At 65.2% G+C, this 26,517-nt stretch carries 21 protein-coding genes and 1 riboswitch; of the genes, 8 read left to right on the top strand and 13 right to left on the bottom strand.

Annotated elements, in window-relative coordinates; all coding sequences use genetic code 11:
- Positions 1 to 51: 51 nt before the first annotated feature.
- The 3 genes from DGN21_RS14235 to DGN21_RS14225 form a co-directional block, all read right to left on the bottom strand.
- Complete coding sequence (locus tag DGN21_RS14235) at positions 52 to 2,823, bottom strand: TonB-dependent receptor (RefSeq protein WP_160954747.1); 2,772 nt, start codon at positions 2,821 to 2,823, stop codon at positions 52 to 54.
- Between the two features lie 240 nt (positions 2,824 to 3,063).
- A complete protein-coding gene (locus DGN21_RS14230) occupies positions 3,064 to 3,897 on the bottom strand; it encodes a hypothetical protein (RefSeq protein WP_024939250.1) in 834 nt (277 codons plus the stop codon).
- Between the two features lie 153 nt (positions 3,898 to 4,050).
- The gene (locus tag DGN21_RS14225; RefSeq protein ID WP_024939249.1) at positions 4,051 to 4,941 is read right to left on the bottom strand and encodes an Hsp33 family molecular chaperone HslO; all 891 of its coding nucleotides are present in this window, start codon (positions 4,939 to 4,941) and stop codon (positions 4,051 to 4,053) included.
- Between the two features lie 74 nt (positions 4,942 to 5,015).
- On the opposite strand from DGN21_RS14225, the gene mtgA reads away from it, so the two are divergent.
- The 3 genes from mtgA to DGN21_RS14210 are packed head-to-tail and all read left to right on the top strand — an operon-like array spanning position 5,016 to position 7,193.
- Entirely contained in the window at positions 5,016 to 5,756 is a 741-nt protein-coding gene (gene mtgA / locus DGN21_RS14220) for a monofunctional biosynthetic peptidoglycan transglycosylase (protein WP_126966173.1), read from the top strand.
- A gap of 2 nt (positions 5,757 to 5,758) precedes the next feature.
- Positions 5,759 to 6,805 (top strand): glycosyltransferase family 2 protein, encoded by a 1,047-nt coding sequence (locus DGN21_RS14215; protein ID WP_102251543.1) that lies wholly within the window; start codon positions 5,759 to 5,761, stop codon positions 6,803 to 6,805.
- Positions 6,765 to 7,193: a CBS domain-containing protein gene (locus DGN21_RS14210; protein ID WP_126966172.1), complete on the top strand. Its 429-nt coding sequence runs from the start codon at positions 6,765 to 6,767 to the stop codon at positions 7,191 to 7,193. Before DGN21_RS14215 ends, DGN21_RS14210 begins: the two co-directional genes overlap by 41 nt.
- Positions 7,194 to 7,630: 437 nt before the next feature.
- On the opposite strand, the gene DGN21_RS14205 is transcribed toward DGN21_RS14210, so the two are convergent.
- The 4 genes from DGN21_RS14205 to DGN21_RS14190 form a co-directional block, all read right to left on the bottom strand.
- The gene (locus DGN21_RS14205) at positions 7,631 to 9,595 is read right to left on the bottom strand and encodes an AsmA family protein (protein WP_126966171.1); all 1,965 of its coding nucleotides are present in this window, start codon (positions 9,593 to 9,595) and stop codon (positions 7,631 to 7,633) included.
- A 49-nt stretch (positions 9,596 to 9,644) separates the two neighbouring features.
- A complete protein-coding gene (locus DGN21_RS14200) occupies positions 9,645 to 10,289 on the bottom strand; it encodes a hemolysin III family protein (protein ID WP_024939244.1) in 645 nt (214 codons plus the stop codon).
- 75 nt (positions 10,290 to 10,364) lie between these two features.
- Entirely contained in the window at positions 10,365 to 11,969 is a 1,605-nt protein-coding gene (locus DGN21_RS14195; RefSeq protein WP_024939243.1) for a peptide chain release factor 3, read from the bottom strand.
- A gap of 135 nt (positions 11,970 to 12,104) precedes the next feature.
- Positions 12,105 to 13,025, bottom strand: coding sequence for a M23 family metallopeptidase (locus DGN21_RS14190; protein WP_126966170.1), 921 nt, complete (start codon positions 13,023 to 13,025; stop codon positions 12,105 to 12,107).
- Positions 13,026 to 13,153: 128 nt separating this feature from the next.
- Positions 13,154 to 13,274, top strand: a riboswitch (SAM riboswitch).
- A 71-nt stretch (positions 13,275 to 13,345) separates the two neighbouring features.
- On the opposite strand from DGN21_RS14190, the gene DGN21_RS14185 reads away from it, so the two are divergent.
- The 3 genes from DGN21_RS14185 to DGN21_RS14175 are packed head-to-tail and all read left to right on the top strand — an operon-like array spanning position 13,346 to position 16,676.
- Complete coding sequence (locus DGN21_RS14185) at positions 13,346 to 14,377, top strand: homoserine O-succinyltransferase (RefSeq protein WP_126966169.1); 1,032 nt, start codon at positions 13,346 to 13,348, stop codon at positions 14,375 to 14,377.
- Positions 14,374 to 15,591 (top strand): O-succinylhomoserine (thiol)-lyase, encoded by a 1,218-nt coding sequence (locus DGN21_RS14180; protein ID WP_039519681.1) that lies wholly within the window; start codon positions 14,374 to 14,376, stop codon positions 15,589 to 15,591. Before DGN21_RS14185 ends, DGN21_RS14180 begins: the two co-directional genes overlap by 4 nt.
- On the top strand, positions 15,588 to 16,676 hold the full coding sequence (locus DGN21_RS14175; RefSeq protein ID WP_160954746.1) for a homoserine dehydrogenase: 1,089 nt from the start codon (positions 15,588 to 15,590) through the stop codon (positions 16,674 to 16,676). The genes DGN21_RS14180 and DGN21_RS14175 overlap by 4 nt, the downstream gene beginning before the upstream one ends.
- Positions 16,677 to 16,876: 200 nt before the next feature.
- Here DGN21_RS14175 and DGN21_RS14170 read toward each other — a convergent pair whose 3' ends face one another.
- The gene (locus DGN21_RS14170; RefSeq protein ID WP_104609311.1) at positions 16,877 to 17,872 is read right to left on the bottom strand and encodes an alpha/beta hydrolase; all 996 of its coding nucleotides are present in this window, start codon (positions 17,870 to 17,872) and stop codon (positions 16,877 to 16,879) included.
- Between the two features lie 171 nt (positions 17,873 to 18,043).
- Positions 18,044 to 19,426 (bottom strand): L-serine ammonia-lyase, encoded by a 1,383-nt coding sequence (locus DGN21_RS14165; protein ID WP_047126978.1) that lies wholly within the window; start codon positions 19,424 to 19,426, stop codon positions 18,044 to 18,046.
- 85 nt (positions 19,427 to 19,511) lie between these two features.
- Here DGN21_RS14165 and DGN21_RS14160 point away from each other — a divergent pair, with 85 nt between their 5' ends.
- The gene (locus tag DGN21_RS14160) at positions 19,512 to 19,745 is read left to right on the top strand and encodes a glutaredoxin family protein (RefSeq protein ID WP_102256090.1); all 234 of its coding nucleotides are present in this window, start codon (positions 19,512 to 19,514) and stop codon (positions 19,743 to 19,745) included.
- Positions 19,746 to 20,160: 415 nt separating this feature from the next.
- Here the strand turns inward: DGN21_RS14160 and DGN21_RS14155 are convergent, their stop codons facing one another.
- The 4 genes from DGN21_RS14155 to DGN21_RS14140 form a co-directional block, all read right to left on the bottom strand.
- Positions 20,161 to 20,799 carry a cold shock domain-containing protein gene (locus DGN21_RS14155; RefSeq protein ID WP_311542034.1) on the bottom strand — a complete coding sequence of 213 codons (639 nt, stop codon included), beginning with the start codon at positions 20,797 to 20,799 and terminating at the stop codon, positions 20,161 to 20,163.
- Positions 20,800 to 20,949: 150 nt separating this feature from the next.
- Entirely contained in the window at positions 20,950 to 21,519 is a 570-nt protein-coding gene (locus tag DGN21_RS14150; protein WP_126966167.1) for a YceI family protein, read from the bottom strand.
- A gap of 10 nt (positions 21,520 to 21,529) precedes the next feature.
- Complete coding sequence (locus tag DGN21_RS14145) at positions 21,530 to 22,093, bottom strand: cytochrome b (RefSeq protein ID WP_046343717.1); 564 nt, start codon at positions 22,091 to 22,093, stop codon at positions 21,530 to 21,532.
- A 2-nt stretch (positions 22,094 to 22,095) separates the two neighbouring features.
- On the bottom strand, positions 22,096 to 22,752 hold the full coding sequence (locus tag DGN21_RS14140; protein ID WP_126966166.1) for a YceI family protein: 657 nt from the start codon (positions 22,750 to 22,752) through the stop codon (positions 22,096 to 22,098).
- A 96-nt stretch (positions 22,753 to 22,848) separates the two neighbouring features.
- Here DGN21_RS14140 and DGN21_RS14135 point away from each other — a divergent pair, with 96 nt between their 5' ends.
- On the top strand, positions 22,849 to 26,415 hold the full coding sequence (locus DGN21_RS14135) for a hybrid sensor histidine kinase/response regulator (RefSeq protein WP_215824952.1): 3,567 nt from the start codon (positions 22,849 to 22,851) through the stop codon (positions 26,413 to 26,415).
- The last annotated feature ends 102 nt before the right edge of the window (positions 26,416 to 26,517 follow it).

The following is a 26,517-nucleotide window of genomic DNA, read 5'->3' as shown; positions in this document are numbered from 1 at the left end:
CGCAACTACGGCCCCATTCGGGGCCGTAGTTGTTTTACGCCGCAGGCTCTATCAGAAGCGCTGGCGGTACTGCATGTACATGTAGCGGCCCGGCAGATCGTATTGCGGATCGAACATGTTGTAGGACGTGCTGTACGCGACCGGCGGATCCTTGTCGAACGCGTTGTTCAGGCCGACCGACACGGTTGCATTCCAAGGCGTGTTGTAACGCACCTGGATGTCGTGATACGTCGTCGCGCCGATGTGGTTACGCGGCGATGCGCCGTCGGCGGTGACGCGATCAGGCTCCGAGCAATACGCCTGGGCCAGCGCTGCAGACAGCGGGCAGACTTCTTCCATGCCGGACTTGTAGCGAATGCCCCAGTTGATGCCGAAATCGCCGAGGGACCAATCGACATAAAGATTGGAACGAATGCGCCAGTACGGATCCTGATTCAGGTAACGGCCCTGGAACTGCTCCAGTTCGGAATCGGCAGTCGCCTTGGTTTCCCAGCTCGACAGGTAGGTCGAATCCCAGCTGATGGTGAACTGGCCGAACGCCGTCTCCGGCAAGCGGTAGTTGATACCCAGATCCCAGCCTTCCACCTTGTACGACGCCAGATTCAACAGCGGCATGTTGATGTTGGTGATGGTGTAGGCGCCATCGGCGTAGGTCGGATCACGCGTGACAAGCGCGCAGTACTGAGCCTGTTCGCCGGCACTGCCGCCGTAGCACTTGTCGAGGATGAACTGTGCTGCCGGACGCGTGATCGCGTTTTCGATCTCGATCTGCCACCAGTCCAAGGTGACATTCAAGCCCTGCGCGAAGCTGGGGCTGAACACCAGGCCCAGGGTGCGGCTGGTCGAGGTTTCCGGCTGCAACTGCTCGTTGGAGGTGTAGGTGAACGGCTCCAGCGTCTGCTTGGCGCCGGTGCCTGCACCGGGCTGCACAAAATTGGCAGGCACGCCGGCTGCGGTGCAGTTCTGTGCCACGACCGGGTTGCTGAGCTGACCAGCCTGGATCGAGCAGGGATCGGCGTAGGTTTCGAACGAGTCGGCGTTACCGGCAAACAGGTTGTTGATGCTGGGCGCGCGGAAGCCTTCGCTGTAGTTGCCGCGGATCATCAAGTCCTGAATGGGCTTCCAGCGGAAGCCGAACTTGTTGTTCACGGTGTCGCCGAAGTTGCTGTAGTCCGAGTAACGCGTCGCGAGGCTGAAGTCCAGCAGCTGGGCGCCCGGCAGATCGGCCAGCACCGGGACCGACAGTTCCAGATAGAACTCGTCCAGGCTGTAGGAGCCTGCAGTCGGGCGTGCGCCGTTGCCGGTGCTGAGGCCCGCCGCAATGAAGGCGTCCGGATCGAACTGGCCGCTTTCCTTGCGGTATTCGTAGCCAGCCGCGAAGGCCAGCGGGCCAGCCGGCAGGTCGACGATGTCGCCGCTGAGATTTGCGGTGTAGCCCTTGGATTCAACCGAGGACGAGTCGTGCGCGGTGAAACCGGTGTAATCCAGCGCCGCCTGGCTGATCGAGCCGCGCGGGCCCAGCGGATTGACCGGGACGCATCCGGGAATCACATCGCCACCGGGTGCGGTGACGCAGACCGGCACGCCGCCACGCAGCTCGGAGGGGCCGTAGGCGTTGTTGAGGTTGGCAAGGTTGAACAGGCCGTAGGTCAGATCGTTCTGATCGGACTTGTCGTAGCGATAGCCCACATCCCAGTCGAAGCTGTGGTCGGCAAATTCGAAGAAACCTTCCAGGCCACCGTAGAAGTGCCAGTTCTTGACGTTCTGATTGAACGAGCGGCCACCGGTTTCGATAAAGCGGCGGTTGACGCTGGTCAGGTTCTGGTCGAAGGGGTTGTAGAGGCTGTCGGCGCTCAAGGTCAGGCCGGTGACCGGCATTGCCGCCAGCAACTGCTCCGACTTGCGCTCGTTGTACATCGCCTCGGTGCGGAACGTCACGTTGTCGGTGAAGTTGAAAGTACCTTGAGCGAACAGCGAGGTGCGTTCCTGCGGGGTCAGCAGATAGTTGTCCGGCGCGGTGTTGTAACCGTGGACATTGGCCACGTAAGGCGTTTCGACGCCATTGATCAGGATGCGGCGCGCACCATTGCGCACATACGAACCCGGGAATCCGGTGCCGCTCTGGCCGCTGAAGAACGGAGGACCGCCAGCGGAGATCTGCCGATCGCCCGCCATGACGGACTCTTCCTGCACGTACGAAGCGCCCAGCAGCAGGCTTGCGCGATCGGTGGTGGTGCCGATCGTGAAGTCGTAGGCCTGGCGCTGGCCATCGCCATCGCTGTACTGGCCAATGTTGACGCCTGCCTCGGCACCGTCGAAGTTCTTGCGGGTGATGATATTCACCACGCCGGCAATGGCATCGGAGCCGTAAATCGTCGACGCGCCATCCTTCAGGATGTCGATGCGCTCAACCATCGCAGTCGGAATGGTGTTGAGGTCGACGCTGCCGTCCAGACCCGTGGTCCAGCGGCGGCCGTTGACCAGCACCAGGGTACGTGCGCTGCCGAGGTTGCGCAGCGCGATGCCTGAGCTACCGTCGCCGCCGTTATTGAAGGTGCGGTTCAGCGCCGCGCCGTTGGCTGCCACGCGCTGCAACACATCGGCAACAGAGGTGACGCCCTGCTTGTCGATGTCCTGACGGGTCAGCGTCAGAACGGGCTGCGACGTTTCAACGTCTGCGCTCTTGATGCGCGAACCGGTCACTTCGATCTTGTCGAGGTTGGTGGTGCCGGCTTCCTGAGCGATGGCGGTACCGGTACCGCCGACGCCCACGACAAGCGCGAGGACGACTGCATCGCGCAGCTTGTTGGACTTGCAATTCATTAGCTCTCTCTCCAAGTGATCTTGGGTACTGCCAAGGGTTGTTTGCCTGTCGGGGGTCCGAAAGAAGCGGATCCAAAACGTCAGGGTGAACCGATGGTATATGCGTTATGCGAGAAATTAAAGTCCCGTTAACGAAAAAGAAGAAAGACGTGAAAGGCTGCCGCAGGCCGGGTGCTGGAACGCAAAACGCCACCGGCTGCAAGCCGGTGGCGTTAGGTAAAATAATTTAAAATCAATTACTTAGAGGTCTTGCTCATACCGAACGTACGGGATCGTACCGTCGCTGTTGCTCTCGTTGCTCGGCGCAAACGGGTTCTTGCCGCGGGAGATGACGTTCTCTGCGCCGACGGTCAGCTGGCCGCTCCAGGGGGTGCGCCAAGTCAGACCCAGGCCCAGACCTTCCCACTTTTCCGGCTGGCCGGGGACGTCGACGACGCGGCCGATGACGTTGGCGCTGAAGGCACCGTAGCCGCCTCCGACGCTCAGGGTCTTGCTGTCCCACTGATCGGCGATCGCCGGCGAAACGTCGGCCAGCGGTACCAGGCGCGCGCGCGCATAGGTGCCGCCGATCGAAACGAAGCCTTCGCGGCCGATGTTCTTCTGCCCGAACACGGTCAGGTCGTTCTGTTCGACGCGGGTCAGCGGTGCCTTGCCGGCGCCGATCAACCAGGCCGGCAGGGTATCGCGGCCGGTACCGGCAGTGACGCCGGCGCGTGCGCCGCCACGGTTGAAGCCCAGGGTTGCCGACACGCGGCGCGATGCGGCGGCGCTGTCTTCTTCGTCATCGCCGATGCCTGCGAGCAGGCAGTGGCTGGCGAGTCCGTTGATGTTGGTGCCGCGGCTGCTGTTGCAAATCAGGCCCAGCGAGTCGCCGGAGGTCAGGCCGAATGCCGCGTCCAGCGAGTTGCGGCCGAAGTGCCAGCGTGCACCGGCCCTCTGCTCGCCGGTGGGCTCCAGGTACAGAAAGGCTTCGACCTTGCCGCTGCCTTTGTTCCACACCGGCAGGATGGTGCTTTCACGTACCTGCTGGGTCGACTGCGCATGCACACCCGTAGCCGCCGCAAGGGCAACCATCAGAGCAAGCGGAAGGCGCAGTAGGTGTCGCATACCAGAGTTCAGACCCAGCGGCAGTTGTTAAGTTCCCGGAAGCGGGCAGTCGGAATGCTAGGGTGTTTATGATTATTTAACAAGTACTCACGATCCCCGGATCGCACCTGTCAAACCTTTCTACTGCAACCGTTCCGGCGCCTCCTGCAGGGGGCGCGCCTCGCTGAAAAGTACGTCCAGTGCGGTCAACGGAAAGTGATACTCACGCCCACAGAACTCGCAGCGGACCTCGACCTCGCCGGTCGCCTCGGCAGCGGCACGGGCCTCGTCTTCGCCCAGGGACTGCAGCATCGAGGCGACCCGCTCGCGCGAGCACGAGCAGCCGAAGCTGAGCGGCTTGCTGCCCAGTAATTGGGTGTCTTCCTCGTGGAACAACCGGTGCAGCAGGTCCTCGCTGGCGACCGAGAGCAATTCCGGTGCGCCCAGAGTGTCGAACAGCGCGCCGATGCGGGTCCAGCCATCGGTGTCGCCCTCGTCGCCTGGCAGCTTTTGCAGCAACAGGCCAGCGGCCTGATCCGGGCCGGCGGCCAGCAGCAGGCGGGTCGGCAGTTGCTCGGACTGCTGGAAATAAGTTTCGAACGCTTCGGCCAGATCCGGCGCCTGCATGCCGACCAGGCTCTGGTAGCGCTGCGGTTCGCGCGGGTCCAGGCCGGGGTTCTCGATGGTGATGGCCAGCAGCGCGGCCTCACCCAGTTCGCGCAGGTCGGCGGGCGCATCGGCGCCGTCGGCCAGCTGCACGATGCCGCGCAAGGTGCCGGCCGCGGTGCATTCGGCGAACAGGGTGCGTAGCGTCTGGTTGCCGCGCAGCTGCACCGACAGACGCCCGTCGACCTTGGTGTGGCCGGTGAACAGGGCGGCGGCCACCGCCGCCTCGCCGAGCAACTGGCGTGCGGCGGGCGGGTAGTCGGCGGCCCCCTGGATGTCGTGCCAGGCCTGGGTCAGGCGGACATGGACGCCGCGCACGCCGGCAGCAGGCAGCAGGAAACGGGAAAGCTGATCGTGATCGGTCATGGGAACATCGGACGTAAGGGACGCCGGTTGCCGGATAATGCAACGAGCATCGGGATGAAAGGTCGTAGCGAACAATGGGGACGGATGCATTGGATGGCAAGCAGGTGGCGCCACCGCGGCGCGCGGGTCGCTGGCTGCGTTGGCTGTTGGCAGCGCCGCTGCTGTTTGCCGCCGCGAGCGTGCTGCAGGTGCTGGTGCTGCGGGTGGTCGATCCGCCGATCAGCAGCATGATGGTGGGGCGTTATCTGGAAGCCTGGGGCGAGGGCGATTGGGATTTTTCGCTGCACCAGCAATGGCGCGACTACGACGGGATCGCCGCCAGCCTGCCGATTTCGGTGGTGGCTGCGGAGGATCAGCAGTTTCCGGTGCATCACGGCTTCGACCTGCAGGCGATCGAAAAGGCGCGCGATCACAATGCGCGCGGTGGGCGCGTGCGCGGGGCCAGCACGATCAGTCAGCAGGTCGCCAAGAACGTGTTCCTGTGGCAGGGCCGCAGTTGGGTACGCAAGGGCCTGGAGGCCTGGTACACGGTGCTGATCGAGTTGCTGTGGCCGAAGCAGCGCATTCTGGAGATGTATCTCAACGTGGCCGAGTTCGGTGACGGGGTGTATGGCGCGCAGGCCGCTGCCCGGCAATTCTGGAGCAAGGATGCGGCTGGGTTGTCACCGACCGAGTCGGCGCGCCTGGCGGCGGTGCTGCCCTCGCCACGCCGTTATGACGCGCGTCGGCCCGGCGCCTATGTGCAACGGCGGACGGCATGGATCCAGCGGCAGGCACGCCAGCTGGGTGGCCCTGCGTATCTGCAGGCGCCGTGAGCATGCGCACGTCCGGACCCGTGCAGCTGCCGGTGGCAGGAGACCGCCTGACGGTGGTGATTGCAGCCTACAACGAGGAGACCAGCATTCCACAGCTGCACCCGCGCCTGTGCGCAGTGCTGGCGGGCCTGAGTGGGGTGCAGACGCATGTGCTGTATGTCGACGATGGCAGCAGCGATGGCACCTGGAGCGTGTTGCAGGCACTTGCTGATGCCGATGCGCAGGTGAGTGCGGTGCGGCTGTCGCGTAACTTCGGCAAGGAGGTCGCGATTTCTGCAGGCCTGGACCATGTGCTGCCCGGTGCGGTGGTGCTGCTCGATGCCGATGGACAGGACCCGCCGGAGTTGATCCCCGAGTTCGTCGCACTATGGCGTGCCGGTTACGACAACATCTTCGGCACGCGGATTTTCCGCGAGGGCGAGAGCTGGCTGAAGCGCAGTGCGGCGCATGCGTTCTACCGGGTGATCCGGCAGTTGTCGCGCACACCGATTCCGGCCGATACCGGAGATTTCAGGCTGTTGTCGCCGCGGGTGGTGGAGGCCTTGCAGCAGCTGCGCGAGCGCCACCGTTTCATGAAGGGGCTGTTCGGTTGGGTTGGGTTTCGCCAGGTGGCATTGCCGTACCGGCGTGCGCCACGGCTGTCGGGGCGCAGCAAATTCACCGTGTGGCGGCTGTGGAACTTCGCGCTGGATGGCATCACCAGTTTTTCCACCGTGCCGCTGCGCGTGGCGACCTATCTGGGTTTGCTCACCGCGCTGGTGGCATTCCTGTTCGGTGGCTGGGTGGTGATCAAGGCGGCGCTGATGGGCGACCCGGTGGCCGGCTGGCCGACCATGATGTCGGTGATCCTGTTCCTGGGCGGCATCCAGCTGATCGCCCTGGGCCTGATCGGCGAATACCTGGGCCGCTTGTACGACGAGGCCAAGCAGCGTCCGCTCTACCTGGTCGATACCCACTGCGGCGCGGTGGGAGTAGGCTGCGACCACCAGACCAAGCGCGGAGCGGGCCATGCAGACCGTACGACAGCTGTTGGGGACCAAACAGGTTGAGGTATTCGCGGTAGCGGCAGACGCTGCAGTGATCGAGGCGATCCGCCTGATGGCCGAGAAGGGCATCGGCGCGGTGTTGGTGATGGACGGGCCACGCCTGGTCGGCATCGTGTCCGAGCGCGATTACGCGCGCAAGGTGGTGCTGCGCGATCGCGCCTCATCGACCACCAGCGTTGCCGACATCATGAGTACCGAGGTGGTGACAGTGTCGCCGTCGGACACGGTGGAGCGCTGCATGCAGTTGATGACCGACGGACGCTTCCGGCATCTGCCGGTGGTCGACAACGGCCGCGTGCAGGGCGTGATTTCCATCGGCGATCTGGTCAAGGCGGTGATTGAGAACCAGCAGCGCGATATCGATCAGTTGCAGCGTTACATCGCCAGCTAAGGCCGTGCCGGCGACGTTCCCTGCGTCTTGTCTTGAACGACGCTGCTGCTCGCAATAGCTTGAGGAGTGTGGCGAGCCGATAGATCAGCTTTGGAGCGTTTGATCTGTGGCCTGGTCGCAAGGTCCTTGCCCGCCCACCATCGCAGGACACGCCGCAAGTACGTCCTTGTAGGCTCTTACGCGGCATCCATGCCGCGTAAGGTCCCGCGACGGTGAGCGGGCAAGGACCTGTCGAGAGGGGCGGTCTGCATGGTGCAAGCAGTGCAGGCCGCGCAGTCGTTCGAGGACTGCGGTTTGATCAGTTCCTTTCGATCCTGGCCATTACTGCAGTTTTGGGGTCACTGCATCCGTCAATGCACTTGCGTGTGATCGACACCTTGCCAACATCGCTACAGCGCTGGACAGGTCTGCTGGCGGCCCAAAGTGCTGTAGTGCACTTACTTTGCGAACTTGCCGCCGCAGTCGCTGTCCTTGCCGGGGCCCGGTTCGAAGGTTGCGAGCAAGGCGGCGGGTGGAGCGATCATGCCCAGGCCGACCGCAAGCGCGCCGCGCAGACCCAATGCCTTGAAGTCCGGACGGAAGGTCGGGTCCTTGAAACTGCCGCCAATCCGCAATGGCGAGCGCAGGCTCAGGATGCTGCGATCTTTCGGGCGTGGGCGCAGCAGCAGGTCCAGCGTCTCGTCCTTCAAGCTGATGCTGCCTTCGCCAATGATGATGGTGTCGGTGCTGTCGAAGGCCAGCGCACGCGATTGCATCAGGCCGTCCTGCACGCCGAAGTCGCCGAAGATGCAGCGCACCGGAATCTGTCGGTCCTTGGTGACCAGATACTTGAGCGACTCGGCGATATCCAGCCCGGCCAGCTCCATGATCAGATTGCCGACATGGCCGCGGCCCATGCCCACGCCGATCGTGCCGTCGGCGGTACCGAGCATCGCGCCGATCGAGTTGCCGCGTCCACGCAAATCGAATTCGCCACCGATGGCACCCGAGGCCTGCTTGGCGAGGGCGGTATCGGGGAAGAGTTGATCCAGCCGGATGCCGCGAAGACCTGCCTTGAGGTGCGTGGTGATCACCTCGCTGCGCGCATCCATGCGGATGATGGAGCGGATATCGCCACCGGCAACGCCGAAGTTCAGCGGGTCCAGCTGCAGCAAGCCGTCCTTCAATGTCAGCGAGGCATCCATGTCGTCCAGCGGCCACGATGGCGCATTGATGCGCTGCGCGCGCCAGCGTACCTGCGCATCCATCGCGCGTAGCTTCGACAAGTCGTACGGGGTGCTGGGGAGCACGCGTGCACTGGCTGCGAGCTGTGCCGCCTGTTTTTTCTGTTCTGCATTTGCCGACTCGTTCGCGCCGGTCTTCGGTGGCGCGCCGACGAAGCCCGCCAGGTCGTCGAAGTCCAGGCGTTTGGACGCTAGATCGGCACGCAGGAACGGACGCTTGTTGCGCAGGTCCACTTCTGCAGTGCCCGACAGATCGCTGTCGCCGGCGGTACCGGTGAACTTTTCGTAGCGCCAGAGCTGGCCGTTGCGGCGCAAATGACCGTCTAGCTTGTATGGCGGCGTCGACGGCATGGCCACGCCGGTCAGCGGATACAGGTCCTGCATGTCCTGGCCGCTGAGCGCCATTTGCAGATCGAAGACCTGGAACTGGAACGGGTTGGTCAAGGTGCCGCGCACGTGGGTGCGGGTGGCGCCGGCGCTGCCGCGCAGATCGATGCGGAATGGGTGCTCGCTCTGGCTCAGTTCCAGCGGCGAGGCAGTATTGCCCTTGAGCGTAAAGGGATAGCCCTTCCAGCGGCCCTTGCCGTCGATGCCGATCGGCGCTGCACGTTGGTCGCTGCTCGGTGGTGCGAGGCTGTTGATTGCCACATCCACGTTAGAGCGATTGGCTGCATCGATGTATTGCAGGCGCCCGTTGTTCACCAGCAGGCGGCCAAGGCGCGGCATGGTGCCATCGCCACTGTCCTGATCGAATACCCAGTTGCCGGGATGGGTGTCGTCGCCGGCTTCCAGCAAGAGGGTTGGGTGATCCAGGCGGATTTCCGGTAGACGCACTTTGCCGCGCAGCAGTGGCCACAACTCGACATCGATCTCGGCCGAGTTGAGCTCGGCCATCGGCCCGCGCTTGGACCATGCTGCGTTCGCCAGGCTCAGCCGATTGCCGCGCACGGTGGTCGTGCGGCCCAGCTTCACGTCCAGATAGCCGAGATGGAACTGGCGACCGGTCTTGGCGCTGACCACGCGCTCGACCGGACCGCGCAGCCAGTTCCACTGGAACAGCAGCACGAAGATCACCACGGCGGCGGAGACGATGGCAAGCCCGACCAGCCAGCGTCGACGACGTGGGCTGGGGGGCGATGGTGCAGCTGAGGTGTCGGTCACGTTGTTCACGCGGGCCATGGTTGGCGATGCCTCGTGCACGGCGCGCGAACGTGCCGCAGATCGCGTCTCACATCACCTGCGCAATCACCGCAACGAAGTGACAGGCACTGCCGGCCAGTACGAACAGATGCCAGATCGCGTGGAAATAGCGCTGGGTGTCGCGTTGGTAGAAATACGTGCCAAGGGTATAGAAGAGTCCGCCGGCCAGTAGCCAGCACAGAGACCAGGTATCGACCGAGCGCAGCAAGGGCTGGATCGCCACCACGATCAGCCAGCCCATCGCCAGATACAGCACCGTCGACAGCAGGCGGAAACGACCGGTGAAAAACAGCTTGAAGACCACTCCGGCGGCGGCGATCGTCCAGATCGCGGCGAACAATCCCCAGCCCCAGGAGTCGCGCAGATTGATCAGCGTAAACGGGGTGTAGGTACCGGCGATCAACAGATAGATCGCGCAGTGATCGAGCACCTGCAGGCGCGCCTTGGCGCCCGGGTGCGGGATGGCATGAAACAGCGTGGAGGCGACGTATAGCAACACCAGGGTGGCGCTGAACACGATCGAGGTGGCCAGTTGCCAGCCGTCGCCATAGACGGCGGCCAGCGTGATCAGCACCGAGCCACCGGCCAGTGCGGCAATGGCACCCAGGCCGTGGGTCACGGCGCTGGCTATCTCGTCGCGCAGGTCGGTCGAGGGGGAGGCGTCTGCGTTCATGCCAAAAAGGTACCGCAATTGCGAGCAATTCGCATCGCCGGCAAGTGCGGTCGCAGGCGCCGGTTCAAGCCGCGGTCAATCGATCGCCTTGGCATGCGCGTGTTCGCGCGTGGCAGAGAAGCGCACGTCCGGCGCACGTTCCTGCGCCAGCTGCAGATTCACACGCGTCGGTGCGAGATACACCAGCTGGCCGGCCGCGTCGATGCCCAGGTTGCCAGCGTTTTTCTCGCGGAACTCCTCCAGCTTCCTGGCGTTGTCGCAATGTACCCAGCGTGCGGTGGTGACGCTGACCGGCTCGAAGATCGCATCCACGCCGTATTCGTCCTTGAGTCGGTAGGCCACCACGTCGAACTGCAGCACGCCTACCGCGCCGAGGATCAGATCGTTGCTCATCAACGGCCGGAAGAACTGCGTGGCGCCTTCCTCGGACAGCTGCGCCAGGCCCTTTTGCAGCTGCTTGAGCTTGAGCGGGTCGCGCAGGCGTGCCCGACGGAAAAGCTCCGGTGCAAAGTTGGGAATGCCGGTGAACGACAGCGATTCGCCTTCGGTGAAGGTGTCGCCGATGGAGATGGTGCCGTGGTTGTGGATACCGATCACGTCGCCCGGCCAGGCTTCGGCGGCGATTTCGCGGTCGGAGGCCATGAAGGTCAGCGCGTTGGCCAGCTTGACGTCCTTGCCGCTGCGCACATGCAGGGCCTTCATGCCGGCGGTGAACTTGCCCGAGCACACGCGCATGAAGGCCACGCGGTCGCGATGCTGCGGGTCCATGTTGGCCTGGATCTTGAAGACGAAGCCGCTGAGCTTGGCTTCGGTCGCCTCGACCCGGCGGCCGGTGGTGTCGCGCGCCTGCGGCGGCGGTGCATGTTCGACGAAGAAGTCCAGCAGCGGTTGCACGCCGAAGTTGTTGACGCCCGAGCCGAAGAACACCGGGGTCTGCTGGCCGGCGCGATAGGCGTCCAGATCGAATGGATTGCTGGCACCCTGCACCAGTTCCAGCTCGTCGCGCAGCTCGGCCAGCATCTGCGTGCCGATCTTTTCGGCAAGGCCGGGCGCATCCAGCGACGGGAAGATGGTCGAATCCTGGCGGGTGAAGTTGCGGCCCTGTTCGTACAGGTGCACCTCGCCGGTGATCAGGTGCACCACGCCCTTCAGGCGCTGGCCCATGCCGATCGGCCAGGTCACCGGCGCGCACTGGATGCCGAGCACGGTCTCGACTTCATCCAGCAGATCGATCGGGTTCTTGCCCTCGCGATCGAGCTTGTTGATGAAGGTCATGATGGGGGTGTCGCGCAGGCGGCAGACCTCCATCAGCTTGATGGTGCGTTCTTCCACGCCCTTGGCGACGTCGATGACCATCAGCGCCGAGTCCACCGCAGTCAGCACCCGATAGGTGTCCTCGCCGAAGTCGGCGTGGCCGGGGGTGTCGAGCAGGTTGACGATCTTGCCCTCGTACGGGAACTGCATCACCGAGGAGGTGACCGAGATGCCGCGTTCCTTTTCCAGCGCCATCCAGTCCGAGGTGGCGTGACGGGCGGCCTTGCGGCCCTTCACCGAGCCGGCCATCTGGATCGCACCGCCGAACAGCAGCAGCTTTTCGGTCAGCGTGGTCTTGCCCGCATCGGGGTGGGAAATGATGGCGAAGGTGCGGCGGCGCGCGGCTTCGTTGGAGACGTCGGACATGGGCTGAGCGCGCCCGGTCGGACGCCTGCGGAAACTGAGGAAGCCGGAGATTATAGCGGCTTCGCCGCAGCCGGCCTCTGTAGCGCCGGTCAGGGGCTCTCCGGGCCGCAGGTTGGCGCTCCTGGGTGCCGCCACTTACGGTGCCGGCGAGGGGAACTGCAACTCGCCCTGCGGGCCCAGCATCCGGAATGGCAACGAGATCAGGCGCATGCCCGCGTTGCGCTGGAGCGAAAAATGCAGGTGCGGGGCCGTGCTGAAGCCGGTACTGCCCGAGGTGCCCAGGCGCTCGCCGGTGCGCACCACCTGGCCCGGGCGTACCGCCACGCCATCGGGCGCCAGGTGGGCATAGATGGCCATGCTGCCGTCGGCGTGCAGCACCCGCACCAGGTTGCCGGCGCCGGCGGCCTGGTCATGCGGGCCGCCTTCGCTCACATCGCGCCGCACCTCCATGACCGTGCCCGCGCGCGCCGCCAGCACCGGCGTGCCCTGCGGCAGCGCGAAGTCCACCGCGTACCAGTTGGGCGCATCGGTATGGCTGAAGGCCCCGCCAAAGCCCTGGTCCACTTGGACCGGCGCATCGCGGAACGGGAGCTGGTAGCGCACTTGCTGCTGCGGGCGGGCCTGCGGATCGCCGGGCACCAGGTCGAGCTTGAGTCCAAGCCCACCCAGGCTGCGCTGGTTACTGACCGGATACAGCCGGGCGAGCAGGCGTCGCTCGTGCGCAGCCAGTTGCACCGTCAACGGCAACTGCGGCACGGCGCGGTAATCCTCGCTGGGCGGTGCGCTCAGTTGAACCTGTGCGGGCCCGGCCAGCGGGTTGCTGACCCAGGCCAGGTAGGCCGGCGCCTGCCATTCCAGTTGCAATGAGGGGCCGGTGCCGGGCGATGCGGGCGCCGTCTGTGCCGCTGCGACTGATGGCGAGCTCGCAGCCGTGTTTGCGGCACCGGGCCAATGCCAGCGTTGCTGCGCGTTGGCGGGTGCGGCACACGCCAGAACCGCGAGCAAGAAAGGCCAGGCGAGGGCGGGCAGGGTGCTGCGAGGCACGTGGTGGGGCACGCGATCGGCTCGAACGGAGGGACCTCAAGTATGCGGTCCATCACAGGCCGCAGTGGTATCGGATGAAAATATATCTTTCCATCCGCATGAAGAGATTGACACCGCAAAAAAGTGGTGGCATCTTGGCTTCACCATCGAGACCGGCGGAGGGACAGGCCCTTTGATGCCGGGGCAGCCAGCGGAGCGCGCAAGCGCCCGCGTTTGGTGCCAAATCCTGCGGGGACCTCCGCGTCCGCCGAAAGATGGTTCGAATCGTGCCTTGCGCACGTCGAACGCGAGCTCCCGCGAAGCTCGATGGCCGATCCACCCCGGATATCGCCATGAGCCTCGTGAATACAGCATCGCCATCACCGACCGATTACGCCGAGACACCCGCCACCACCGATGACGGCTTGATTGCCGTACGCGGCGAGCTTGTCATTGCCTTGCCGATGCGCCATGCCGGCATGCGCGAGCTGCGGCTGCGCTATGAACTGATCGGCGCCGCCAATGCGCCGGTGGTGTTCGTGGCCGGCGGGATTTCCGCGCATCGCCATCTGGCCGCCAGCGACCTGTTCCCCGAGAAGGGTTGGGTGGATGGCCTGGTGGGTGCCGGCCGCGCGCTGGATCCGGCATCGCGCCGCCTGCTGGCGTTCGACTTTCTCGGTGCCGACGGCACGCTGGATGCGCCGATCGATACCGCCGACCAGGCCGATGCGATCGCCGCCTTGCTGGATGCGCTGGGTATCGCGCGTTTGCACGGCTTTGTCGGCTATTCGTACGGTGCGCTGGTCGGCTTGCAGTTCGCGACCCGCCATGCCGCCCGTGTCGGTACCCTGGTTGCGGTCAGTGGCGCGCATCGCGCCCATCCCTATGCCGCCGCCTGGCGTGCATTGCAGCGCCGCGCGGTGGCGCTGGGCCAGCTGCAATGTGCCGAAAACCATGGGCTGGCGCTGGCACGGCAGTTCGCCATGCTCAGCTACCGCACCCCGGAAGAATTCAGCGAGCGCTTCGACGCGCCGCCGGAAGTGATCAATGGCCGCGTGCGCGTGGCCGCCGAAGACTATCTGGATGCCGCCGGCGCGCAGTACGTCGCGCGCACGCCGGTGACCGCCTACTTGCGGCTGTCCGAATCCATCGACCTGCATCGCATCGACCCGGCGCAGGTGCGCGTGCCCACCGTCGTCGTTGCGGTGGAGGGCGACCGCCTGGTGCCGCTGGCCGACCTGGTCAGCCTGGTCGAAGGGTTGGGGCCGCGCGGCAGTCTGCGCGTGCTGCGCTCGCCGTATGGCCACGACGCCTTCCTGAAAGAAATCGATCGCATCGACGCGATCCTCGCCACTGCCCTTCGCATCACCGGAGAAACCGCATGAGCTTTCGTGACCCCGCCGACGCCCCCTGTACTGCCGCCACCGCCGCCGTCCGCGCCGGTATCGATCGCGACACTGCCTATGGTGCGGTGACGCCGCCGATCGTGCTGTCGTCGAACTTCTCCTTCGATGGTTTCGGCAACAAGCGCCAGTACGACTACACGCGCAGCGGCAACCCGACCCGCGATCTGCTCGGCGAAGCACTGGCCGAGCTGGAAGGCGGTGCGGGCGGGGTGATCACCTCCACCGGCATGGGCGCGATCAATCTGGTGCTCAATGCGTTGCTGCAGCCGGGCGATACCCTGGTGGTGCCGCACGATGCCTATGGCGGCAGCTGGCGCCTGTTCAACGCGCTGGCCAAGAAGGGCCACTTCGCGCTGATCACCGCCGACCTCACCGACCCGCGTTCGCTGGCAGATGCTTTGGCGCAGTCGCCCAAGCTGGTGCTGATCGAAACCCCGTCCAACCCGCTGTTGCGCATCACCGATCTGCGCTTCGTCATCGAGGCGGCAAAGAAGGCTGGCGCGTTGACCGTGGTGGACAACACCTTCCTGTCGCCGGCGCTGCAGAAGCCGCTGGAGTTCGGGGCGGACCTGGTGCTGCACTCCACCACCAAGTACATCAACGGCCACAGCGATGTGGTGGGCGGTGCGGTGGTCGCGCGCGATGCCGAACTGCATCAGCAGCTGGTGTGGTGGGCCAATGCGCTGGGGCTGACCGGTTCGCCGTTCGATGCCTTCCTCACCTTGCGCGGTCTGCGCACGCTGGATGCGCGCCTGCGCGTGCATCAGGAAAACGCCGACGCCATCGCCGAGCTGCTGGACGGGCATGCGGTGGTCAACCAGGTGTATTTCCCCGGCCTGGCGTCGCACCCGGGTCATGCACTGGCTGCGCGCCAGCAGAAGGGCTTTGGCGCGATGATGAGTTTCGAGCTCGACGGTGGCGAGGCTGCGGTGCGCGCGTTTGTCGATGGTCTGCGTTATTTCACCCTGGCCGAGTCGCTGGGCGGTGTGGAAAGCCTGATCGCGCATCCGGCCTCGATGACGCATGCGGCGATGACCGCCGAAGCCCGCGCTGCCGCCGGGATTTCCGATGGCCTGCTGCGGCTGTCGATCGGTATCGAATCGGCAGAAGACCTGTTGATCGATCTGCGCGCCGGCCTGGCGCGTGCCGAAGCGACGCTGACCAGCGCAAGCCGCAAACAGGTCGACGCGTGAGTACCGTGCTGCCTGTTTCGCGCCGCGCTTCGGCGGCAGCGGTGACGCCGACACCACGGCTGGCCTTGCTGGGCACCGGGACGGTGGGGCGCGCGTTCGTGGCGCGCTACACCGCGCTGCAGGAGCGCCAGCTGCAGTTGCCGCGCTTTGACTGGTTGGCCAACTCGCGTATTGCCCAAGATTGCGGCACCAGCGCCGCACAGGCCCTGCACCAGGCCAATGCCGCGCCGCGGGGCCAGGCCGTGCTGCAGCCGTGGGCGGAAACCACGGCGTTACGTGCCGGCGATGTGCTGGTGGATGCGACCGCCAGCGAGGTCGTTGCCGACTGGCATGCGGAATGGCTGCTGCGTGGCGTACACGTGGTCACTGCCAACAAGCTAGGCCAGGGCACCGCGTTGTCGCGCGCGCAGGCCGTGCACGCGGCGCGTCACGCCAGCGGTGCGCACTACGGCGACAGCGCCACCGTGGGGGCGGGGCTGCCGGTGCTGAGCAGCGTGCGCGCACTGGTGGCGGGTGGCGACCATATCCATTCGATCGAAGGGGTGTTGTCCGGATCGCTGGCGTGGCTGTTTCATCGCTACGACGGTACCGGCGCATTTTCCGATTGCGTGCGTGAGGCGATGGCGGCCGGCTATACCGAGCCGGATCCGCGCATCGATCTGTCGGGCGAGGACGTGCGGCGCAAGTTGCTGATCCTGGCGCGCGCGGCGGGCTGGCAGCTGGAAGCCGAACAGGTGCATGTGGAATCGCTGGTGCCGGCAAGCATTGCGCGGCTGCCGCTTGATGCCTTGAATGCGCAGCTGGGCGCACTGGATGCGGTGGTCGGCGCGCGCTGGCAGCAGGCACGTGCCGCGGGGCGTTGCCTGCGCTTCGTCGGCCGTGTGGACGCACATGGTGCCAGCGTCGGCTTGCGCGAGTTGGCGCTGGATCACCCGCTGGCCGGCGGCGCCGGCACCGATAACCGTGTCGCCATCAGCAGCGATCGCTATCGCCAGCAGCCATTGCTGATCCAGGGGCCGGGCGCGGGTGCCGAGGTCACGGCGGCGGCGTTGCTGGATGATGTGTTGCGGATTGTGGCTGGGTAGCCGGCTAAGGACATGGAAAGGCGCCGGCGCTCTTTGAGCGCGGCTGTGGGGGCGCGCGCTGTCGATTGGATCGCCACGCGTGTTGATGGCCTGCCGACTGCTCTGCACCTTGCAAACGGCTCAGCTGCAGCTCGCCCTTGCGCAAGCTGCAGCTTCGGAGGATGCGTTGGTCATGCCAATCGCACCGCCGCTGGCATTGCTTACGGCGCAATCGCCTTCAGTAACGCGGCATTGAACCGTGTCGGGTCCTGCACCTGCGGCGAATGTCCGAGATCGGCGAACTCGACGAGCTTCGCGTTCGGAATCGCCGCGGCCGCACGCTTGCCCAGCTTGGTGTAATCGCCGACACGCGCCTTGACCTCGGGCGGTGCGGTGTCCTTGCCGATCGCGGTGCGGTCCTTGAGACCAATGAACAGCGTGGTCGGCACGCTGAGTTTGGGTAGTTCGTAGACCACCGGTTGGTTGAACACCATGTCGTAGGTCAGCGCCTGGTTCCAGGCAACTGCCTGCCTGCCGTTGCCCAGCGACATGCCGGCCTGCATGCGCGCCCAGCGCTCGAACTCGGGCTTCCACTGGCCGGCGTAATAGACCTCCATCTGATACTTCTTGATGCGCTCGAAGCTGATCTTCAGTTCGTTGTCGTACCAGGCATCGACGCTGCGCCACGGAATGCCTTCGGCCTTCCAGTCTTCCAGGCCGATCGGGTCGACCAAGGCCAGGTGCTCGGTGGCCTGCGGATACATCAGCGCGTAACGGATGGCGAGCATGCCGCCCATCGAATGGCCGACCACCACCGCACGTTCGATACCCAGCTTCTTCAGCAGCGCCTGGGTGTTGTCGGCCAGTTGCGCGAAGGAAAACTGATAGGCGGCCGGCTTGCTGGATTTGCAGAAGCCCACTTGGTCAGGCGCAATGACGCGGTAGCCGGCGGTGCTCAACGCGGCAATGGTCTGTTCCCAGGTGGCGGCGCAGAAGTTCTTGCCATGCAGCAGCACGGCGGTGTGTCCGTTGGGTTTGCCGGTGGGCGCGACATCCAGGTACGCCATTTCCAGCGGCTGCCGTTGCGAGGTGAACGCAAAGGTCTTGACCGGATACGGGTAATCGAAGCCTTCCAGGCGCGGGCCGTAGCTGGCTTCCTGTGCCATCAGAGGGCCGCAGGCCAGGGCCAGGGCGAGAGTGCAGGCAAGCTGTCGCATCGCGATCTCCGTCGGAATCCAGCGTCAGACGGTACATGGCGGCATGTGGTGGGGACGTACAGCGCTGGCATGCGACTGCATCGGCGGGCGCTGCCGTTGGATGCATTGCCCAGTTTCGCGATGCCTGGAGAGTGACTGCAATACATGGCGCGGCCCGGGGCCGCGCCCGGCTCAGCATTCGATAACGTTGACCGCCAGGCCGCCGCGGCTGGTTTCCTTGTACTTGTCCTGCATGTCGCGGCCGGTGTCGCGCATGGTCTTGATGACCTTGTCCAGCGACACCTTGTGCTTGCCGTCGCCGCGCATGGCCATGCGGCTGGCGTTGATCGCCTTGACCGCGCCCATTGCATTGCGTTCGATGCAGGGGATCTGCACCAGGCCGCCGATCGGGTCGCAGGTCAGGCCCAGGTTGTGCTCCATGCCGATTTCGGCGGCGTTTTCGATCTGCCCCGGATTGCCGCCCAGCGCGGCGACCAGACCGCCGGCGGCCATCGAACAGGCCACGCCCACTTCACCCTGGCAGCCGACCTCGGCGCCGGAAATGGAGGCATTTTCCTTGTAGAGGATCCCGATGGCCGCAGCGGTGAGCAGGAAGTCGAAGATGCGCTGCTCGGATGCGCCGGGGCAGAAGCGGTCGAAGTAATGCAGCACCGCCGGAATGATGCCGGCTGCGCCATTGGTGGGTGCAGTGACCACGCGACCACCGGCCGCGTTTTCCTCGTTGACGGCCAGTGCGTAGAGATTGACCCAGTCCAGTGTGGTCAGCGGATCGCGCATTGCCGCTTCCGGTTTGGACGACAGCTCGCGATACAACGCCGGCGCGCGCCGCGAGACGTTCAGGCCGCCCGGCAGCGTACCTTCCTGGCGGATGCCGCGCTCCACGCAGGACTGCATTGCCGCCCACAGCTCGCGCAGACCAGCGCGAATCTCGTCCTCGCTGCGCCAGCTCTTTTCGTTTTCGAACATCAGCGCGGCGATGCTCAGGCCGCTGCGTGCGCATTGCGCGAGCAGTTCGTCGCCGCTGAGGAAGGGGTAGGGCAGCGGCGTTTCGTCGGCCACGATGCGGTCGTCGGCGGCATCGTCCTGGTTGACCACGAAGCCGCCACCGACCGAGTAGTAGTCGCGCGTGGCGATCACCGCTTCATCGGCATCGTAGGCGGTAAAGCGCATGCCGTTGGTGTGGTAGGGCAGCTTCTGCCGCTTGTTCATCGGCAGGTCGCGCTTTTCGTCGAAAGCGACGACGTGCTGGCCCATCAGGCTGATGCGCTTGCTGGTGCGGATGCGCTCCAGCGTGGCCGGGATGATGTCCGGGTCGATCAGGTTGGGGCGGTGGCCTTCCAGGCCGAGCAGCACGGCCTTGTCGGTGCCGTGGCCGCGGCCGGTCAGGGCCAGCGAGCCAAAGACCTCGGCGCGGATGCGCACCACATCCTGCAGGCGGCCGGCATCCAGCAGCCAACGATGCACGAAGCGCTCGGCCGCGCGCATCGGCCCCACGGTGTGGGAGGAACTCGGACCGATGCCGATCTTGAACAGGTCGAACGTGCTGACAGCCATGCTTGCCGGAGAGGTGAGCGTAAAGGCGGCTATTCTAGTCGCTCGGCGCTTGCGGCACGGCTGCAGCGCAGCATGGGAGTTCCCGATGGCCTTGATCCTGTACCAGCGCGACGACTGCCACCTGTGCGACCAGGCCGTGGAAGTGCTGGCGCAGGCACGCGCAGGCGAGTTCGGCAGTGTCTTCATCGACGGCGATGCGGCGCTTGAGGCCGCTTACGGGGAGCGTGTGCCGGTGGTGGGCGATACGCACGGGCGCGAGCTGGATTGGCCATTCGACAGCCGGCGGTTGCGCGAGTGGTTGAATGCCGGTACGCGATGAAGCGGCGTGTTCGCCTCCGGTGCGCGCCAGATTTTGGATCTGGAGTGGCTGAAAACGGCTTCGTGCCCGTCTGGTGCGGAGCGGATGATCTGGGCCTTCGCTGCAAGGCGGCCGATCTGCTGCTTGGCTGCCGGGCGCTTGCCCGCTCACCTTCGCGGGACACGCCGCACGTATGTCCGTGTAGGCGCTTACGCGGCATCGAGGCCGCGTAAGGTCCCGCGACGGTGGGCGGACAAGGACCCGTCGAGCTGGTCGTTGTGTAGGGTTTTCAACAACACAACCGGCATCTGTCTGGTGAGGGCACCGCGCCCTCGACCGACTCAGCGTTTGACCTCGGCTTTTGACTGCATCCAACACGATGGGGCTGACGAACGAATCGTGTCGGCCGCCCGTTCAAGGTGTCAGCCGTATTGATTCAATGGCACCACTGCTGCTCGCAGGGCACGCCATCGTGGTCGCCGTCCATCGTTGTGTCGGGGCAGTTGCGCAACACCCAGGTGGCATCGTCGCAGGAGGTCATCTGCGAGCAGTGTTTGCGGCCGCCGCAGCTGTAGTGCGGTGTGGGTGCGGTTGTGGCCGACGTTGTGCCTGCTGCTGCAGCTGGCGTTATCGCTGGCGAGCTCTGGAGCGCTGCGCGGTCTGGCAGCGTCCTGGTTGCCGTTGCCGTTGCCGGTGCCGGTGCTGCTGACGCAGTTTCAGTGGGGGCGGGGGCTGGCAGCAGCGCGTCCCGACTGAGATACGCATAGCCGCCAGCACCTGCCACAAGCAGCAGCAACATGACCTTGCCCAGCCCGAGCGAGCGATGGGGCGATGGTGATCGCGCTGCCGCATGCTGCCGGCGTGCGCCACGTCCGGCTGACTGCGCGCCAGCGCGCATCACGCGCACTGCCTGCCGTCGCCCATCCTTGCCCGGTTCGATCTCAAAGGAAATCAGCTCGCCGATGCGTGGCGTTTCAAAGCCGCGGGGAAACGCTGAAATGTGCACGAACAAATCATCCCCCGGCTGCGCCGGCGTGATGAAGCCGAAGCCGCGATTGGTATTCCAGCGGGTCAAGATTCCATGTGTGCGCATCGGCGGCGTCCCTGGGATGGATGCCGAGTCTAGCTGTCGCGCGGTGTCATCCGGCCGTCAGGCACAAAAAAACGGCGGACCCGACGAGGTAGTCCGCCGTTCAATGGCCGCGTCCGGTTGCGGCCGGTGGCGTTACTTCGCCTTGAACACGACCTTGGTGCTGATCGCGGTTTCGTTGGGAATAGTCTTGGTGTCGGCCCAGTCGCCGCCGCCGACGCCGAAGTCCAGTCGCTTGACCACCGCCTTGCCGGCCAGCACCGGCTGCGTGCCGGGTGTCCAGGTGAAGGTCAGCGTGACCGGCTTGCTGACGCCGCGCAGTTCCAGCGTGCCGTCGGCCGCGTACTGGTTGCCGCCGAGTGCGCGGAACTTGTCGGCGCGGTAGCGCGCGGTGGCGAACTTGGCGACATTGAAGAAGTCCGGCCCCTGCAGGGTCGAGTCACGGTCGTTGTTGCCGCTGATGGCACTGGCCAGCGGGATGCGCACATCGAGCTTGGCGCCGGCAAGATTGGCCGGGTCGAAACTCAGCGTGGTGTCGAAACCGGGGAACTTGCCGGTAAACACTTCGCCGTCGTACTTGCTGGCAAACACCAGCGACGAGCCGGGCGCCTGCACGTAGTCGGCAGCGAGGACCGGGGCGGTGGCGAACGTGGCCACCAGCGAGGCGGCGACCAGCAGGGGAGAGGCGAACAACCTGGACGACATGGGGAATCCTTTAGGGTTTGGAAGAGAGCCAGCCGCGCGGCAACATCCGCACCAAGGTGGCGTCACGCTGGAACAGGTGGTGGTAGAGCGCAGCGCCGGCATGCGCCAGCACCACGGCAATCAACAGCCAGAAGCCCCACTCGTGGATGAAGTGCGCAACCGCACGCAATTGTTCGTCCGGCGGGCTGAGCTTGGGCACGGCGAACAGGCCAAACCAGCGGAACGGGCGCAGGCCGCTGGTGGAGTCGTACAACCAGCCCGACAGCGGCATCGCAAAGATCATTGCGTACAGCAGCCAGTGGGTCAGCCCGGCGATGCGTTCCTGCCAGCGTGGGGTGCCGGCCACCGGCGGCGGCGCGCCCGCATAGAGGCGCCAGGCCAGCCGGACGATCACCAGTGCCAACACGGTCAGGCCCACCGACTTGTGCGCGGTGTAGACCCAGAAGTATTTCGGCGTCTTGGGCAATTCGCCCATGGTCAGGCCGACGATGCCCAGCACCAGGATCAGTAGTGCGATCAGCCAGTGCAGGGTCTGGCTGACACCGCCCCAGCGTTCGATGTTCTTCAGGGTCATGCTCAGGATTCCGGGCTGGGCGCAGCGTCAGGGGCGGCGGGTGCGTTTTGGGGTTGCGGCGTGTCGTCGTCGGCGCGGCCGTCGCGCACGGCTTCGGCTTCGATGCGCAGTTCCACCGTATCGCCGATCATCGATTTCCACGCGTCGATGCCGAACTCCGCACGGCTCAGCGTGGCAGTGGCGGAGAACCCGGCGGTGCGGCGGAACGGCGGCAATGGATGGCGCTTGAGCGCATTGAGGGTGACGTCCAGGGTGACCGGGCGGGTGACCCCGTGCAGGGTCAGGTTGCCGGTGACCTTGGCGTGGTTCTCGCCGCTGGCTTCCACCTGCGTGGAGACGAAATGCGCGTCGGGAAAGCGCTTGGCGTCGAGTAGGTTGCGTGCCAGGGTGGCCTCGTTCCACTTGGCGTCGCCCAGGTCGGCGCGGTGCAGCGGCACGGTCACGTCTAGCCGTGCCGAGGCCCAGTCGTCCGGGTCGAACACCAGCGTGCCGCTGGTCCCGGAAACGGTGCCCAACGCCTTGGAAAAGCCGGCATGTTCGACCGCGAACAGCACCCGCGTGTGCACCGGATCCAGCGCGTAACGCACCGGCGCGGCGGTCGCGGCAAGGCTGGTCACGACCAGGGCGGGAAGCAGCAACAGGCGGGCGAGGGTTGTCATGGGCGGATTCTAGACATATCCCGCTGCACCGCGCTTGGCTTGCGCTCGCAACGATCCGTTGCGAGCATGCGGGCTGGACGTGGAAAGGATGCCCACATGCGTGCGCTTGCTGTTTTGTTGGTCTTGCTGCTGGGCGCAATGCCCTGTGTGGCGAAGATTCCGGAGATTCCGCGTTTCCGGATCGTGGGTCCCAGCGACGGACTCCCATCGACCATGGTGGTTGCGATCCACCAGGACCGCGCCGGCTATCTGTGGCTTGGCACCCTGGATGGTTTGGTGCGGTACGACGGCGCAGGATTCAGGACCTGGCGACATGATCCTTCCGACCCGACATCGTTGCCCTGCAACGCGATCCAGGCGCTGCACATCGACGCGCTTGACAGGATATGGATCGGCTGCGGCAAGACGCTGAGCGTCATGGATGCCGGACGAGGCTATTTTCGGCACTACCGCGCGGTTGACTATCCGTCGATGAAGGACGGCGAGATCTACAGCATCACTGCGTTCGACGGCGATATCTGGGCCGGAACCACGACCGGCGCGCTGATTCGCATCGATACTTCCGGCGTGATGTCGTCGGTGGATCTGGGTACGCTCGATGGCGACCTTGACCAGGCCATGGTCATGAATCTTGCGGCAGACAACCGGCAGCGGCTGTGGATCGGAACCACCAGTGGACTGGCGTATTACGACGGAAAACGTCTGCATCGCGTCTATGTCCCGGACGAGCCTAACCGGCAGTCTGCCATCTTCGGTCTGCAATGGGCGGGGGACCGTCTGTGGCTGGGCAGCGAGTCGGGGCTGCACGTCATGGGATCCGACGATCGATGGCAGCCGCTTCCCTGGGGGACGATGTTCGGCACCGGCAACGAATTCTGGGGTGCAGTGGCTGCCCCGGACGGCGAATTCTGGTTGGGAAGCGGACGCGGTCTGTGGCGGACCCGCGGCGAGCGTCCACCGGTCCCAGCCTTCAGCGGAGAGGGGGCTTTGTCACGCCGGAATGTCATTGGCCTGCTTGGAGCCGCTGATGGCGGGCTATGGGTTCCGATGCATGGCACCGGCCTTGGGTACTTGCCGGCAGACTGGAAGCGCACTGCCGTGCTCAAACCCGCGGTGCCGACGGGTGATGCCATCTATTGCAACCTGGCCCCTGCCACACGTTCCGGTGGTCTGTGGCAAGTCGATGCGGAAGGTCGCTTGTTGCGGGTCGATCCAAGCACTGGCGACACGTTTCAGACAGGGTTGCAGTCGTCGCAACTCAAGGACATGGAGTTGGTGTCGGCGCTGGAGGATCGCCTGCAACGTGTCTGGCTAGGCAATTTGAGCTTTGGCCTTTCCCGCATGGACCTGCGGACCGGTGAATTCATCCACTGGCCGTCCGATGGCCCCGAACCGGCGTCGGCGCTATCGGCGCCTGACTGGATCATCGAGCATGGCGATACGGTGTGGATGGCCTTCATCGACATGCTGCAGCAGCGCGATCTGCGTAGCGGTCGTGTCTTGCAGCGCATCACGCAGCAGGACTTGCACGGTTTGCGCGATATCGCCGTACAGCAGCTGGAACAGGGCCCGGACGGGCGTGTCTGGGTTGCAGGCGAAGGCGGCATGTTTGCCTGGGACGAAGCGTCACACCAGTTCGTGCCGGTCCCAGGGTTGGAAGGGACGCAGATCCAGGCGTTTGCCAGCCAATCGCCGGAGATGGTGTGGGTGTATCGGGCCGTCGGTGCAGAACAATGGAAAAAAACCGCAACACGTTGGGTGCGCGTGCGTCAGGTGGGCCAGGCGGATGGCCTGACCGGGTTCGATGCGTCCGCAATGCGGATCGATCTGCGTGGCAGGGTCTGGATTTCCAGCTTGCGCGGGCTATGGCGGATCGACCCTTCGGTGACGCCGGCACGCCTACGCAATATCGGTACACGCGATGGATTGACCAGCCAGGAATTCATTCAGCATTGTCTGCTGATGGCGGGCGATAGCCTGATCGGGGCGACCAGCGATGGCTCCACCGTGCTGCTGGATACCGCAATGCCTGATATCGCACCGTTTGTTCCGGCACTGCAGCTGGAACATGTCAGTGTGCTACGCAATGGTGCACGCGTCGCGCTGCCAATGGATCGCCCGTTTCAGCTTGGCCCTGGAGATCGGCAGCTGCAGATCGTCAGCCGTCTGCTGTCGTACAGCGACCCGCTGTCCAATCGTTATCGCAGTTTCTTGAAAGGCTTCGACACCGAATGGCAGACCTCAGGCAACGCGGGAATCCGGGAATTCGCCAGCTTGCCTGCCGGTAGCTACGAACTCACGCTGCAAGGGGTGGATCCGCTGGGCAATCGCTCACAGATGCGCTCGCTGCGGTTCTCGGTCAATCCACCGTGGTGGCGCAGTGACGCAGGCATCGCGCTCATTTGCCTGCTTGTGCTGCTGCTGGGCGCATTGCTTGCGGCAGCCTACCGCCGCCGTGTGCGCATGCGCGCGCAGTGGCAGCTGGCCCAGCACAAACGCGAGCTGGCCGAGCAGGCATCGTTGGCCAAGACACGCTTTCTTGCGACCCTGGGGCACGAAGTGCGAACGCCGATGACCGGTGTGCTGGGCATGAGCGAGTTGCTGCTGCAGACGCCCTTGGACGGACGCCAGAAGGGTTATGCCAGCGCGATCCAGCTGGCCGGCAAGCATCTGCTGCGGCTGGTCAACGATGCATTGGACCTGGCGCGGATCGAGGCCGGCAAGCTGCCGCTGGATTACCGCGACTTCGATCTGCGTCAGCTGATCGGGCAGGTGGCGGAGCTGGTGCGCCCGAGCGCCGAGCAGAAGCGGCTGGCCTTCGCCTGCGAGCTGGATGACGCGCTGCCGCCTGCATTGCATGGCGATGCCAGCCGGGTGCAACAGATCCTGCTCAACCTGTTGTTCAACGCGGTCAAGTTCACCGAGCGTGGCAGCGTCAGCCTGCGTGTGGGGGTGGTGCCGCAAAGCCACGGGCAAGGCATCCGGATCGAAGTGTGCGACACCGGCCCGGGCATGAGTGCAGAACAGCGCGGGCGCCTGTTCCAGCGCTTCGAGCAGGCCGAAGGCGCCGTGACGCTGGCCCGGCATGGCGGCAGCGGCCTGGGCCTGGCGATCTGCCGCGAACTGGCAGCGGCGATGGGCGGTGCGGTGACGGTCAGCAGCGAACTGGGGCAAGGGGCGTGTTTTGTGGTGGAGCTGCCGCTGCGCTGGGTGAGTGCGCTCCCCGCAGTGCCTGCGCCTGCACGGGCAAGCTCGCCGCAGGCACAGGCGCCATTGCAGTTGCTGCTGGTCGAAGACGACCCGACCGTGGCGCAGGTGATCGTTGGCCTGTTGCAGACGCGTGGCCATCAGGTCACCCATGTCCTGCATGGTCTGGCGGCGTTGGCCGAGGTGAGTACGCGCCGCTTCGACGGGGGGCTGTGCGATCTGGACCTGCCGGGCATCGACGGTGCGGCGCTGGTGGCGCAGTTGCGCGCGCGCGGCGTGCGCTTTCCGATCGTCGCGGTCACCGCACGTGCCGATGCCGACGCAGAACCGCAGGCGATGGCCGCCGGCTGCAATGGCTTCCTGCGCAAGCCGGTCACCGGCGAGCTCCTTGCACAGGCATTGGCACGCGTGCTGGCCGATGCCGCCGCTGCGCATGACGTCCCGGCCGTCGGCTGAGCTGTCATCGCTTGCCCGGTCGTACGGTTGCCGCCTGGCGCCGATGCAACAGCGTTGAACCGGATCGAGGCCCCCCTGCATGCGCTGGTTCGGGCCGGGGAC

The sequence above is a fragment of the Xanthomonas sp. MLO165 genome (genome assembly GCF_018831305.1).
Lineage (GTDB): Bacteria > Pseudomonadota > Gammaproteobacteria > Xanthomonadales > Xanthomonadaceae > Xanthomonas > Xanthomonas arboricola.
This window is presented reverse-complemented; position numbering and strand designations above follow the sequence as displayed.

Bases quoted from the DNA above. Each gene is read 5' to 3' on its own strand.
- DGN21_RS14235 (WP_160954747.1), bottom strand. From the start codon at position 2,823: ATGAATTGCAAGTCCAACAAGCTGCGCGATGCAGTCGTCCTCGCGCTT.
- DGN21_RS14230 (WP_024939250.1), bottom strand. From the start codon at position 3,897: ATGGTTGCCCTTGCGGCGGCTACGGGTGTGCATGCGCAGTCGACCCAG.
- DGN21_RS14225 (WP_024939249.1), bottom strand. From the start codon at position 4,941: ATGACCGATCACGATCAGCTTTCCCGTTTCCTGCTGCCTGCTGCCGGC.
- mtgA (WP_126966173.1), top strand. From the start codon at position 5,016: ATGGGGACGGATGCATTGGATGGCAAGCAGGTGGCGCCACCGCGGCGC.
- DGN21_RS14215 (WP_102251543.1), top strand. From the start codon at position 5,759: ATGCGCACGTCCGGACCCGTGCAGCTGCCGGTGGCAGGAGACCGCCTG.
- DGN21_RS14210 (WP_126966172.1), top strand. From the start codon at position 6,765: ATGCAGACCGTACGACAGCTGTTGGGGACCAAACAGGTTGAGGTATTC.
- DGN21_RS14205 (WP_126966171.1), bottom strand. From the start codon at position 9,595: ATGGCCCGCGTGAACAACGTGACCGACACCTCAGCTGCACCATCGCCC.
- DGN21_RS14200 (WP_024939244.1), bottom strand. From the start codon at position 10,289: ATGAACGCAGACGCCTCCCCCTCGACCGACCTGCGCGACGAGATAGCC.
- DGN21_RS14195 (WP_024939243.1), bottom strand. From the start codon at position 11,969: ATGTCCGACGTCTCCAACGAAGCCGCGCGCCGCCGCACCTTCGCCATC.
- DGN21_RS14185 (WP_126966169.1), top strand. From the start codon at position 13,346: ATGAGCCTCGTGAATACAGCATCGCCATCACCGACCGATTACGCCGAG.
- DGN21_RS14180 (WP_039519681.1), top strand. From the start codon at position 14,374: ATGAGCTTTCGTGACCCCGCCGACGCCCCCTGTACTGCCGCCACCGCC.
- DGN21_RS14170 (WP_104609311.1), bottom strand. From the start codon at position 17,872: ATGCGACAGCTTGCCTGCACTCTCGCCCTGGCCCTGGCCTGCGGCCCT.
- DGN21_RS14165 (WP_047126978.1), bottom strand. From the start codon at position 19,426: ATGGCTGTCAGCACGTTCGACCTGTTCAAGATCGGCATCGGTCCGAGT.
- DGN21_RS14160 (WP_102256090.1), top strand. From the start codon at position 19,512: ATGGCCTTGATCCTGTACCAGCGCGACGACTGCCACCTGTGCGACCAG.
- DGN21_RS14150 (WP_126966167.1), bottom strand. From the start codon at position 21,519: ATGTCGTCCAGGTTGTTCGCCTCTCCCCTGCTGGTCGCCGCCTCGCTG.
- DGN21_RS14145 (WP_046343717.1), bottom strand. From the start codon at position 22,093: ATGACCCTGAAGAACATCGAACGCTGGGGCGGTGTCAGCCAGACCCTG.
- DGN21_RS14140 (WP_126966166.1), bottom strand. From the start codon at position 22,752: ATGACAACCCTCGCCCGCCTGTTGCTGCTTCCCGCCCTGGTCGTGACC.
- DGN21_RS14135 (WP_215824952.1), top strand. From the start codon at position 22,849: ATGCGTGCGCTTGCTGTTTTGTTGGTCTTGCTGCTGGGCGCAATGCCC.